The sequence below is a fragment of the Halalkalibacter sp. APA_J-10(15) genome (genome assembly GCF_023017105.1).
Taxonomy (GTDB): domain Bacteria; phylum Bacillota; class Bacilli; order Bacillales; family Bacillaceae_D; genus Halalkalibacter.
Map to the genome: position 1 here is coordinate 1 of NZ_JALKEV010000020.1, position 12,836 is coordinate 12,836.

The following is a 12,836-nucleotide window of genomic DNA, read 5'->3' on the forward strand; positions in this document are numbered from 1 at the left end:
CCTGAAAAAACTGGCGACATGGCACTGGAGGAACACCAAACCGACAGTGCCATCGCCGGAAAACCATACGAAAAATACAAAAACGGCTTTGAGAGTCATATCTCAAAGCCGTTTTGTCTACGGTCTGAGAAAAGCCGCACAGCGGCTTTTCTTAATATCGTCGTTACGTAAATTTACTTATACCTACTTTGATTTAACTCAATTTCTTATTTTACCCCTTATCCTTCTTTGTAAGAGGCTCCTTTTTCTACACGGATTTGTTCATTTAATTTGTGAATAACCTCTAATACCGCTTCTATAACAACTGTACCTGGATGAAAAATTGTTGTTACCCCCAACTTATTCAAATATGGAACATCTTCATCAGGTATAACTCCACCGACGATCATAAGCATATCCTTTTTCCCTATCTTATTTAAGTGATGAACGAATTGCTGTATCAACTCCCGGTGGCCACCAGCAAGTGTACTCACACCGACACAATCAACATTCTCCCCCACACATAGTTGTGCTGCCTCTTGAGGTGTTTGAAACAATTGCCCCATACGAACATCGAAACCAAAATCAGCAAATCCAGCTGCAATCACTTTGATGCCTCGATCATGGCCGTCCTGACCAAGCTTTGTTAACAAGATTGATGGCTTTTTCCCCACCCTTTCCTTATAATTCTTAATCTCAGTCTCAACCTGTTCCCGTTCATGCTTATACATCCATTCCATTTTATAGATGCCTCTCACATACGAAAGAGTGTCAGTATGTCTGCCCACAACTTGTTCAAGCGCATTAGAAATCTCCCCTAGAGTCGCACGAGCTCTAGCCGCTTCAACCGCCAGCTCAAGTAAGTTGTTCCTTTTTTGTTTCATTTCATTCGTAATCGCTGCTAACCTTGCTTGAACGACCTGATCATCTCTCCCTTTTTTTACAGCTGCAAGCTTCATCATTTGTCGCTCACGAATGTGTTTATTACCTAAATACAGCAGTTTTTCATCTGTTCTTTCTCTATGACTCGTATGCTTATTTAATCCAATGATAGCCTCTTGCTTCGTATCAATCGCTGCCTGACGCTCTGTAGCAGCTAACGCAATCTTTTTTTGCGGAATTCCTGTCAAAATAGCTTTAACCATCCCACCATTACGCTCTATTTCAGAAATATGCTTCCACGCTTTGTTATATAACTGTGTGGTCAATGATTCAACGTAATAAGAACCACCAAATGGATCAATCACATCTGTTAATCCTGTTTCATCAAGTAAAAATTGCTGCGTTTGTCGAGCTAGTTTAGCTGAGTAACGACTTGGCAAAGCTAACGCCTCATCATATGCATTCGTATGAAGTGACTGCGTATGTCCAATAACAGCAGCCATTGCCTCTATTGTTGTTCGGACTAAATTATTATAAGGAGCTTGAGCAGTTAAGCTCCATCCGGATGTTTGTGAATGAGCTCGCAACCGAAATGAATGCTCATTTGTCGGTTGAAATCGCTCCATTACGTTTGACCATAACAATCGCGCTGCTCTGAGCTTTGCAATCTCTTCAAAGAAATTCATGCCAATGCCCCAGAAAAAAGATAGCCGGGGTGCAAATTGATCGACATTTAATCCTGCACCAATTCCAGCCTTCACATATTCCATCCCATTACAAATCGTATAAGCAAGCTCAAGCTCTGCAGGGGCACCTGCTTCTTGCATATGATAGCCTGATACACTTACACTATTGAAGAAAGGGACGTGATGGGCTAAATAGGACATAATATTAGTTGAGATATCCATCGATGCTTTTGGTGGATAAATATACGTATTACGCACAAGGTATTCTTTCAGTATATCGTTTTGAATGGTTCCTTTTAACTTTTTCTTATCCACACCATACTTTTCAGCTGCAACGATGAAAAACGCCATTATCGGCAATACTGCACCATTCATTGTCATGGATACACTTATTTGATCAAGTGGAATGCCCGCAAATAGCTCGATCATATCTTCAACGGTGTCTATCGCTACTCCAGCTTTACCAACATCACTTACAACAGCAGGGTGGTCAGAATCATAACCACGATGTGTAGCTAAATCAAATGCGATTGATAATCCCGTTTGACCATCCTTTAAGCATTCACGATAGAAACGATTGCTATCTGCTACAGTCGAGAAACCGCCATATTGCCTAATTGTCCACGGCTTTTTTTTATACATCGTTGGATAAGGTCCTCGTACAAATGGACGATTCCCAGGATAAGATTCAAGGTGTAGGCAAGCCTCACTTTCGCGATAAAAAAAGGATGTTTCCTCCTGATGAAGCTCCTGCTTATACAGTCGTTCAATTTTCGAAAAAGGTGTCCGTTGAAACGCCTTTCTTATCACCTCAGTCCCTCCCACCACTTCTCTCTTTTAACCTTGGTCACATCATCACATATGCTTTCAACCAACCATTCCTTCTCGCTCGTTCTACCCCGCCTTGTTGCTCGATTCCAATAAATCTTTTCCAAGCCTTTTCCGCTATTTGCTCCGTTAACGATTCAATATAGTAAGAGCCTCCAATACTATCAATAGGAAAATGGAGGAATGCTTCATCTCTCAAGATCATCATAGCGTGACGGGCAAGTCTGTCATTTAAATGCGTATTCGATTCATTCTCGTCAAACGGTCGAACCGATAATTGTTGCACTCCTGATAAAATCGCAGCAATAGCACTTACAGTTACTTTTACTATTGACAGATGTGGATCACCTTTTACTTGTAACAAAGGATCTGCTCTTGCTTCGATCCAGGCCTTTTGAGCAATTGTTTCTGCACAATACTCCTTCATAACGACCGCCCATAATGCGCGAAATGCCCGAATTTTAGCTATTTCTATGCTTAAATAGCTACCCACCGAGAAAGAAAATACCATCGATTTACCGATCACACTTGGTTGAATACGTCCCCTAGCAATTCCTTCAATGTATTCAACTCCGATCGCTAGTGCTAGTGCAACTTCGGTTATCACATTCGCACCTAATTGACGATAACCACCCGTATTAATACCGATCAGACGTATATTCGTAAAAGGAGAATGACGGATAAGCTTAGCTATCGTTTCATACTGTTGACTCTGCTGTTCATACGTCAATTTCTCCTCCATGAATAGCCAAAACGGATCTGCTGTTATGGCACCTTGAATATGCCTCTTTTCATCTTCAGTTGTAAGACTAGCTAATAAATCAATGAAAGCCTGCTGTAATTTTCCTGCTTTTATATGTAACTCTGTTTTTGTAAGTGGTAATACCTTTAGCAATTCTTCTAGCTTATATATGCCATCTTTCTTCCCTGCTTGTGATTCCGAAAATGATAACAAGAGTTCAATGCCATCGACTTCTTCCTCAAGCGCTTCCTTCATACGAGCTTCCGTTACTTCCTTTTCCCTCATTGGAATTGATTGGATAATAAGTGGCTTTGTCAAATTTGCTGTATGTCCCCTCATAAAGGGAAATTGTCCTGGTTCATGGTAAGGGATAGCTTGATTGATATGCGAGACCTTATGATATAAAAGATCGAGAACAATGTCCTCGTCGATCATTGTTTTTTGCTCCTTTGGCGTCAAAATTTGATCCACCGCTCGTTTCCACTTATTATAATTCTCCATAAAGGCTCCTCCATTTTTTATTACTTTATTATCAATGGAGGTACGTTATTCGTCTTTTCTTTAAAGCGATTTCCCCTAAGCTTCGAGCATTGCTGAAAGCGATGATTGCCCAATTTCCATTTGATCAAAGCAAAAGGCAACTGAAAAAGGTTCCATCTTTTTCAGCTGCCTTCTAAACTCCTATAGTTTCTATTCTTCAAATGGTAAGTATACTTGGAACCCATCCTCACTAATTGTTTTTCCTTCCACATGCGCAGCAAGCAACTCTTTATATTCTTTTGAGAAACGTTGAAAGCTGTCTTCATTTCGCTCTACTAATGCTTGATCTATAGCTGCTTCTAATTGCTCTTTTTTATAATGATACATAGAATATTCAAGAATCGCTTGTGCGTAGAGAGAATGAACAGTCCTTTGCGAACGACTTTGTAATGAACTAATTAACTTCAATTGTTTAATCACCTTTTTATCTAATGCATATTGTTTGTCCATTTTCCTTTCCCTCCCTCGCATTTCTATTCTACTAATACCCGATATCCCCTAATTGAAACCTTTTTTACATATCGACATCTTGATTTCAAAAATTAAACGAATCAGCTAGTTGAGAAGGCAACCACTAGTGACTACTGTCTCAATTGAAATAGTTATTTAAAGAGAATGATGTCTTGAAGGATACAATAAGCCTTCAAGACTTTTTTCTTTTTTAGAGAGGTTCGTTGTATTTACAGTAAAATCGGAGTATAATAAGAACATTAGTTCCCTTGAGAGGTGAGAATATTGAAGCTAACAACAGAAGACCAACGCATGATTCGACTATTCATTCTCCTATCTATATCACGGAAAGCATTGGAAAATGATTGGACACAACTAGAAAAAGCTTCTTTACGTTTACAAGCTCCCTATTTAGAGTTAACCCGCTCCACGTTAGATCAAATTAGTAAAGAAATGGCGACCGTTAAACAATATATGTTTCGCCATCATCTGAAAGTAGAAACATACAAAAATGATGGACTATTTACCGAATACCGTTACACATGTCGTGGATATGAAGGTAGCATGAAAATCCTAAATTCCCACTTAAAAAGCCAAGTGTTTGATTACATTACTTCAAGCTTCCTGACAATCAAGCATCCTTCTTAGTGCGTCATTAATGGATTGGACGGTCAATCTTGATTGGTCACCTTCCACCATCACATTTAGTATAGAGCCGAATTTTATAAATTCTAACAACAAGAAAAAACTGGTTGATCAAGCACGAACGCTTAATCAACCAGTTTTCCTTTCGGATTCTTATCCCAACACTTTATTAATTGCATCAAGTACTCGATCTGCCTGGAACGGCTTAACGATAAAGTCTTTTGCGCCTGACTGAATCGCATCAATAACCATTGATTGTTGTCCCATCGCCGAACACATAATCACTTTCGCACCTGAATCGATTTCTCTAATGGCCTTGAGCGCTTGAATACCATCCATTTCAGGCATTGTAATGTCCATTGTTACTAAATCAGGGCTTAATTCCTTAAACTTCTCAACTGCTTCAGCCCCATTTGCTGCTTCACCAGCAATATCAAACCCATTCTTTGATAAAATATCTTTAATCATCATTCGCATAAATGCTGCATCATCTACGATAAGAACAGATGCCATTTCCATCACCTCATTAATCTTTAACAATTATGTTCCTTCAATAACTTTTTCTAAATTTAACAATGTAAATAAACGATTTTCGATTTTTACAACTCCACGTAAATAATCAGCTTCTACACCACCGACGACTTCTGGAGTTGGTTCGATTTTCTCAAATGGAATGTCAATGACATCATTTGCCCCATCGACAATAAAGCCCATCTCCATCTCATCCTTTTGAATGACGAGAATGCGAGTAGATTCATCATATTCCTTCTCAGCCAAATCAAAACGAGCTCGTAAATTTATAATGGGTGTAATCACACCACGTAAATTCATAACACCTGTTACAAATGGAAATGTACGTGGAATCCTCGTGACAGGCTGCATGCGTTCGATTGATTGAATATAATCAACCTCAATCGCATACTCCTCATCTCCTAATTGAAATACAATTAATTTCAAATCTGCTTTAATCGCCGTTTCATACGACAAAAGGATCACCTCCCCTTTCGTTTCTTATTTAATTAACGCATTCGTATCAACGATCAGTGCGACTTGTCCATTTCCTAAAATCGTTGCACCCGAAATGGCAAATACATCTTTCAGATAATTTCCTAGTGATTTTAATACGATATCATGCTGACCAATTAACGAATCGACAACTAAACCTGCCACTTTCTCGCCTTTATGTACAATGACAAGTGAGCAGAAATCATCTTCAATTGTTTCACCAGGTACTTCAAATACGTCCTTCAAATAAACGAGTGGTACAACTTTGCCTCTAAAGTCAATGACCTTTTGTCCATGTGCACTATAAATATCAGATTTATTCACAATTGCAGTTTCAACAATCGAGGATAACGGAACTGCGTATGTCTCCTTTCGCACTTCAACAAGCATTACATCAATAATTGAAAGTGTAAGTGGTAATTGAATAGAGAACACAGATCCTTTCCCTAGCTCCGAATTCACTGTCACAACTCCACCTAATGACTCAAACGTGCTTCTTACGACGTCTAAGCCCACACCTCGGCCTGAAATATCGGTAATTTTTTCCGCTGTGCTAAAGCCAGAAGAGAACAGCAATCCATAGATTTGTTGATCTGTCATCTTTTCAATATCTTCTTCTTTAATCACACCATTTGCGAGAGCACGTTTGATCACTTTTTCTCGATCAATTCCTGCTCCATCGTCCTCAATTTCGATAAAGACATTATTACCTGAGTGATAGGCTTTTAAAACAACCGTACCTTCTTCCGGTTTGCCATTAGCAATACGGACATCAGGGGTTTCAATTCCATGATCAATCGAATTACGTAATAAATGGACAAGCGGGTCACCAATTTCATCAATGATCGTTCGATCTAGCTCCGTTTCCGCACCAATAATTTCTAAATTGACCTTTTTATTAAGGTCCTTCGAAAGACTACGAATCATTCGAGGGAAACGATTAAACACTTGCTCGACTGGCATCATTCTCATGTTCAAGATAATTTCTTGAAGGTCACCAGAAATTCGTGACATACGCTCAACGGTTTCATTAAGTTCTGAGTTTCGCAAGTCTGAAGCTATTTGCTCTAGACGCCCTCGATCAATAACGAGCTCTTCAAATAAGTTCATTAACACATCTAAACGTTCAATATTAACACGAATCGTTTTACTTGCCTCTGCACGCTTCGGTGTATCAGCTGACTTTTCTTGTTTCACATTATTTGCTGCTTTACCTTTAGTTGCAACCGCAGATGCTGCTACTTGTTCGGAAGCCTGCTGTTGCTCTTTGATAGCAGTTGCCGAAGCCTTCAAGTCAACTTTCTGAATATCAACGGCTTCAATTTCCGAAACTTTGAGAATACGATTTTTGACATCCTCGCCGGTTGACTTCGAAATAACGATTAACGTGAATGACTGATCGAATTTCTCTTCCTCCAAGTCCTCAGCAGCAGGATTCGTTTTAATCACTTCACCTATTTGTTCGACGACATCTAACACCATGAAAACGCGAGCAGCCTTCAACATCGCCCTTTCATCTAATGTCACTCTTAACTGATAAGCTTCAAACCCTTGTTCCGCTGACTGTTCAAGAACCGTTCGTTCAAATTCATCAAACGTTTCGATCTCCAATGAAGTTGTGTTTGAATGAGTAGTCTTTGGAGCAGATTCTTGACTTGGTGCTTCACCTTTATCAATTTGTTCCAATTGTGAAACAACTTCGCGAACATCTCGCTTTCCATCGCCACCACTAGCAATATCTTGAACCATTGCTTCCAAATCATCGACAGCAAGGAAAACAACATCCAGCACACCTGAAGTTGCGTCTAGCTTTGATTGACGAATCTTATCCAACACATTTTCCATATTATGAGTCAAGTGGGCAAGATCTTCAAAGCCCATTGTTGCAGCCATACCTTTTAAAGTATGGGCAGAACGAAATACTTCTCCTACAATAGATAAATCTCCAGGTGCTTGCTCTAGCTTTAATAAATTGTCGTTAATCGCTTGGAGATGCTCCTGACTTTCATCTAAAAAGACATCTAAGTACTCTGAATTTACCAAGACTTTATCACCTCGATGTGTTCTAAATAACCGATGAGGTTCACTTAAGAAACGTAAACGACATACGGAGCTTTTGTATCATCATAGCATATTTTAAAGTAAAAAAAGTAGATTATAACTAGTAAAATAGAAATAGTTTTTAAATAAGACCCTTCCATATTTAACAGAAATGATGACCACAAAGTGATTTTTGCTTACATACGATTCTCTCAACATGAAAATAGACCTACAAAAAAAATGAAAGCACAGAATTTTTCAATTGCTATTTCAACTAGGTATGTAGTCATATACTAGTATACCATTTTCTTTCACTCATACAACAAGACAAATAAAAGAAATAAGTAATTTTTCCTATTCTATTAGAAATTCACGTGACTTGGATGAAAAATTCTCAAATCCTCGCCAATCATTTATTAATTCCTTGTAAGTTATGTAAACACCTTGTTAATTATTTGTAAAAAATTCCAATTTTCGTTGATTTGAGACATGCTATCATGCAAAATCACAAATGTACGACACATACTTACATAAAATTAAAAAGGGGTTGAACGAATTGAAAAAATTATTACCTTGGTTACTCGTTCTTATGCTAGCAGTTGTCATGGTAGCTTGCGGAACAGAAGACGCTAATGAAGATGCTGATGACAATTCAGGTACAGAAGAGACAGAAGAAACAAACAATAATGAAGAAAATGACACGAATGAGGCTGATGAAACTGAAGCAGATGTAACAGAGGATCTTCCTAGTGAAATCGTAATGGGCTTTGTACCTTCACAAGATTCGGCGAATATTGCGAGTACAGTTGAGCCACTTGCTGAACGCCTGACAGAAGAGCTTGGTGTAACAGTACGTGGAGAAGTTATGACAAACTATACAGCTCTCGTTGAGGCAATGGGAAATGACCAAGTACACATTGGGTTCATCCCTGCATTCGGTTATGTCCTTGCTACTGACCGTTATGACAACATTGAAGCCATTTTGAAATCAATTCGTCACGGAAGCTCAACATATAAAGCACAATACACGGTTCGTACGGACTCTGATATTGAATCAATTGAAGATTTAGAAGGAAAGATTTGGGCATTCCCAGACCTTGCATCAACGAGTGGTTACTTATATCCAGCAGCACAATTAATGGATGACTATGGTGTGGAGCGTGCTGAGGAATATTTCTCTGATATGATTCAGGCTGGTTCACATGACAATGCTCTTATTACCGTTCTTGAAGGCGATGCAGATGTCTCTACAACATTTGATGATGCTCGTACGGCCATAGAAGAGGATTACCCAGAAGCAATGGATGATTTAAAAGTTTTAGGTTACACAGACGAAATTCCAAATGACACGATCTCCATTAATACGTCACTTCCTCAAAGCTTTATCGATCAAGTGATTTCTGTATTCATGTCATTTAACGATGATGAAGAAATGATCACTATTATGGATGAAGTGTATAACTGGACAGGGATTGACAATGCAAGTGACAGCGATTATGACGTTGTACGTAGTGTTGCTGAGAAGTTTTCAGATGAAGTTACTTTAGACTAAGAAGCGCGCTTTAGGAGGGAGAAAGTTCTTTCTCCCTCCTCTTATGTTTTTTTACGCTAAAAAGCATAAGAGGAGGATGAAACCTTTCTACATTTACACAAAAGAGAAATGAGGGGAATAGCATGATTGAATTTAAGGATATATCACTTACATATCCAAATGGAACGAAGGGATTAAAGAACGTTAACCTTTCGATAAATAAAGGGGAATTTGTTGTCATTGTTGGTTTATCTGGAGCAGGAAAATCAACCTTAATTCGTAGTATGAACCGACTTGTAACTCCTACAGGTGGACAACTTCTTATAAATGATGAAAATATTTTAACGTATAATCAACGAAAGCTCCGGCATTTACGTACAAAAATCGGAATGATCTTTCAAAATTATAATCTTGTCAAGCGTTCCACCGTCATGAAAAATGTTTTGTCAGGTCGGCTAGGACATACCGGAACCATTGCAAGTATTTTAAACCTTTTTCCAAAAGAAACTGTTTCACTCGCTTATCGTAGCTTACAGCGTGTGAACATTGCAGAAAAGGTGCACCAAAGAGCTGATCAATTAAGCGGCGGTCAACAGCAACGTGTTGCGATTGCTCGTGTATTAACACAGCAGCCCGACATCATTTTAGCTGATGAACCTGTTGCTAGCTTAGATCCTCCAACGTCTCATCAAGTTATGACCTATTTACGCAAGATTAATAAGGAAGATCATATTACGACGGTCGTTAACCTGCACTTTATCGATATGGCGATGGAATATGCCGATCGTATTATCGGCATGCGTGCAGGTGAAGTTGTCTTTGATGGCCCTGCAAGTGATGTGTCAAAGGAAACATTTGAAGAAATTTATGGTCGAAAAATTCGAGAGGATGACCTTGTAGGAGGTCAAGAAGATGAGTAATACACCAGACAGCATAACAATCATCCCTTCGAAAACAAAACTGAAAATAACACTTATTTTTCTATTGATCGTTGGAATTTACGCTTATACATCGTGGGCAACTCGCTCCACACCCCTTGACATTATTCGTGGTTGGGGTGGTATTCAGAATATTGCCGTTCATTTATTTCCACCTAATTGGAGCTACGCGCCACAAGTATGGGATAAGTTAATCGAAACGATTCAAATGGCCATTATTGCGACAACCTTTGCTGCTATTGTCAGTGTGCCAATCTTTTTATTATCAGCAGCAAACTTATTTCCGCAGCCTTGGATTCATCAACCTGTCCGATTTTTTATGAACGTATTACGAACCATTCCGGACATTTTGTTAGCGATTATCTTTGTCGGAATCTTTGGAGTTGGTGTATTTCCTGGAATCGTAGCTTTATTTATTTTTTCACTAGGCATATTAGCGAAATTAATGTATGAAACGATCGAATCAATCGATATGAACCCGCTTGAAGCTATTCGTTCATCAGGAGGTAATACCCTTCAAGTCATCTGGTATGCTGTCTTACCACAAGTGCTACCACAATTTGTATCATTTGGCTTATATGTATTTGAAGTAAATGTCCGTGCCTCAACCGTACTAGGTTTTGTTGGAGCAGGGGGGATTGGATTACTATTGCAACAGCAAATTAGCTTCTTTAACTATCCACGAGTCATGACCATTATTATTATTATCTTTATTGCTGTTGTCTTAATCGATTATGCAAGCAATAAAATAAGGGAGAGAATTGTGTAATGGAATTAATGATGCCACCTAAAAGAGAACGATCCACCCTTATCTTAATAAGAAATATCATCATTATTGTTGCGCTAATTACACTATACGTTTGGACTTTTACAACAATTGATGTAAAGTGGGAACGTATTTTTAGTGAACGAACCGTCACAAATTTTGGACGTGTGATCCCCCAACTTTTTTCTCCTGATTGGGGAGCCTTTCAAAATGTTATGTCATTAATGTGGCAAACATTACAAATGGCTTATACCGGGACATTATTAGCGTCCATTTTAGCGATACCATTTGGCTTTGTTGCTGCTAGTAATATGGTTAGAAATAAATGGTTAAATACATTATCAAAATGGATTCTCGATGCCATTCGTGCTTTTCCAGAGCTTGTATTAGCACTTATGTTTGTAGCCGCAATCGGACCACGACCTTTTGCTGGTGTTTTGGCGATCGCTATTGGATCAATCGGAATGCTCGGCAAATTATATTGTGAAGTCATTGAATCAATTGATATGCATGTCGTTGAATCATTGGAAGCAAATGGAGCAAACAAAATTCAAATCTTATTTTACGGAATTATCCCACAAATCATTCCAGAATTTCTTTCTTACGCTATTTACCGTTTCGAAATTGACGTTCGAGCTTCAACCATTCTTGGAATCATCGGAGCGGGTGGAATCGGGACCTTAATTACGATCTCAATCCAGAATCGTAATTGGGATGAAGTCGGTATGATCCTTCTTGTGATCATTGTCGTCGTCACGATCATCGACGTCATTAGCGCCCAAATTAGAAAACGGATTGTATAAGAAAAAACGTGATAGCATCTTTTCTTCAATTGATCGCACGGAGTCCGAATCACTTTCCAAAGCCACAAAAAATATCAGACCGTGGACAAAACCCTCCTCTGAAATGAAAAGCCGGTGAGATTTTACTTGACGTAAAATCTCACCGGCTTCCATTATTTAGGGATCTCCTCACATTTCACGGAATATGTAGCTGCCAAAGGTTCGTTCCATTGCGCTCCAGCCACTCGCTTTCGAGGCCACTGAAAAAGTTTGGTTTTAACTTTTTCAGTGACTTTGAAGTAATGTGCGTAGCCGTTGCCCGATTTTGAAAGCCTTGCAATGAGTGGGCAATGAGTGGGTTTCTCATAGCAAGGCGCGCAACGAGCGGAGCCATTACTCTTCCTTGAGTTACTTGAAAGGGAGCTTTGCCCTCGCTCCCGGGATGGGGGGCACGCTTTCCGCAGGCGGGCATTGAACTAACCGGCTGCGCCGGTGGATTTCAACCTGCCCTTCCCTCCTGCAGGAGTCGGCCCTCCCATCCCGTCCGCTTTGTTGAGAGGTAAGATAGACATTCCCTACTCTTCGACGATAAAAAGAAAATAAGAGAAATAGTCTAAAAAGTTGAGAAATGAGACTCAAAGGCCTTTTATCTACAGTTTGAAGTTTCATTTTATCGAACACTTCCCTGTCATTTTATTTTATCATTTAGGTAGTACATAGATGCAGGTGAATCGAATGATATCAAATAAAGAAACAATAACACTCAGTCCGGCAAAAACAAATAACATGAACCTTGTTTCCAATGGGAACAGCAAAAAGAATATGTAAGAGCGATGCTTTCAGAAGAGAAAATGGGTGCCATCTATCGAAAACGTAAAAACGACGTGAAACCAGTTTTTGGATATTTAAATGCTTCTTTGCGTTTCACTCGATTTTCTGTACGAGGAAAATCGAAGGTAGAAAACGAGAGAAGATAAAAGAATCTACACCCAAAATAGAGAAAGGTGAATTTGAGTTCGCTC

At 39.2% G+C, this 12,836-nt stretch carries 12 protein-coding genes and 1 pseudogene; 6 read left to right on the top strand and 7 right to left on the bottom strand.

Going from position 1 to position 12,836, the window contains the following annotated elements:
• Positions 1-218: 218 nt before the first annotated feature.
• From scpA to MW695_RS19365, 3 genes are all read right to left on the bottom strand, one after another.
• Positions 219-2,357, bottom strand: coding sequence for a methylmalonyl-CoA mutase (scpA, locus tag MW695_RS19355; RefSeq protein WP_247107145.1), 2,139 nt, complete (start codon positions 2,355-2,357; stop codon positions 219-221).
• A 37-nt stretch (positions 2,358-2,394) separates the two neighbouring features.
• On the bottom strand, positions 2,395-3,618 hold the full coding sequence (locus MW695_RS19360; protein WP_247107146.1) for a methylmalonyl-CoA mutase family protein: 1,224 nt from the start codon (positions 3,616-3,618) through the stop codon (positions 2,395-2,397).
• A 189-nt stretch (positions 3,619-3,807) separates the two neighbouring features.
• The gene (locus MW695_RS19365) at positions 3,808-4,107 is read right to left on the bottom strand and encodes an IDEAL domain-containing protein (RefSeq protein ID WP_247107147.1); all 300 of its coding nucleotides are present in this window, start codon (positions 4,105-4,107) and stop codon (positions 3,808-3,810) included.
• Between the two features lie 285 nt (positions 4,108-4,392).
• On the opposite strand from MW695_RS19365, the gene MW695_RS19370 reads away from it, so the two are divergent.
• The gene (locus MW695_RS19370) at positions 4,393-4,755 is read left to right on the top strand and encodes a YhjD family protein (protein WP_247107148.1); all 363 of its coding nucleotides are present in this window, start codon (positions 4,393-4,395) and stop codon (positions 4,753-4,755) included.
• Positions 4,756-4,905: 150 nt separating this feature from the next.
• Here MW695_RS19370 and MW695_RS19375 read toward each other — a convergent pair whose 3' ends face one another.
• Genes MW695_RS19375 through MW695_RS19385 form a run of 3 tightly spaced genes read right to left on the bottom strand, consistent with a single transcriptional unit; the run spans position 4,906 to position 7,800 of the window.
• Complete coding sequence (locus MW695_RS19375) at positions 4,906-5,265, bottom strand: response regulator (protein WP_035344610.1); 360 nt, start codon at positions 5,263-5,265, stop codon at positions 4,906-4,908.
• A gap of 27 nt (positions 5,266-5,292) precedes the next feature.
• A complete protein-coding gene (locus MW695_RS19380) occupies positions 5,293-5,739 on the bottom strand; it encodes a chemotaxis protein CheW (RefSeq protein ID WP_247107149.1) in 447 nt (148 codons plus the stop codon).
• Positions 5,740-5,763: 24 nt separating this feature from the next.
• Positions 5,764-7,800 (bottom strand): chemotaxis protein CheA, encoded by a 2,037-nt coding sequence (locus MW695_RS19385; protein WP_247107150.1) that lies wholly within the window; start codon positions 7,798-7,800, stop codon positions 5,764-5,766.
• Positions 7,801-8,353: 553 nt separating this feature from the next.
• Between MW695_RS19385 and MW695_RS19390 the strand changes: the two genes are divergently transcribed.
• The 4 genes from MW695_RS19390 (at position 8,354) to phnE (MW695_RS19405) (ending at position 11,835) form a co-directional block, all read left to right on the top strand.
• The gene (locus MW695_RS19390; protein WP_247107151.1) at positions 8,354-9,349 is read left to right on the top strand and encodes a phosphate/phosphite/phosphonate ABC transporter substrate-binding protein; all 996 of its coding nucleotides are present in this window, start codon (positions 8,354-8,356) and stop codon (positions 9,347-9,349) included.
• Between the two features lie 122 nt (positions 9,350-9,471).
• Complete coding sequence (phnC, locus tag MW695_RS19395; RefSeq protein ID WP_247107152.1) at positions 9,472-10,248, top strand: phosphonate ABC transporter ATP-binding protein; 777 nt, start codon at positions 9,472-9,474, stop codon at positions 10,246-10,248.
• Positions 10,241-11,035 (top strand): phosphonate ABC transporter, permease protein PhnE, encoded by a 795-nt coding sequence (gene phnE, locus MW695_RS19400; RefSeq protein ID WP_247107153.1) that lies wholly within the window; start codon positions 10,241-10,243, stop codon positions 11,033-11,035. Before phnC ends, phnE (MW695_RS19400) begins: the two co-directional genes overlap by 8 nt.
• Positions 11,035-11,835, top strand: a complete 801-nt coding sequence (gene phnE, locus MW695_RS19405) for a phosphonate ABC transporter, permease protein PhnE (RefSeq protein ID WP_247107154.1) — start codon at positions 11,035-11,037, stop codon at positions 11,833-11,835. The genes phnE (MW695_RS19400) and phnE (MW695_RS19405) overlap by 1 nt, the downstream gene beginning before the upstream one ends.
• Positions 11,836-12,010: 175 nt before the next feature.
• On the opposite strand, the gene MW695_RS19410 is transcribed toward phnE (MW695_RS19405), so the two are convergent.
• Positions 12,011-12,208 (bottom strand): hypothetical protein, encoded by a 198-nt coding sequence (locus tag MW695_RS19410; protein WP_247107155.1) that lies wholly within the window; start codon positions 12,206-12,208, stop codon positions 12,011-12,013.
• Between the two features lie 406 nt (positions 12,209-12,614).
• Here MW695_RS19410 and MW695_RS19415 point away from each other — a divergent pair.
• Positions 12,615-12,791: pseudogene (locus MW695_RS19415) on the top strand (transposase); the annotation flags it as partial.
• Positions 12,792-12,836: the final 45 nt, after the last annotated feature.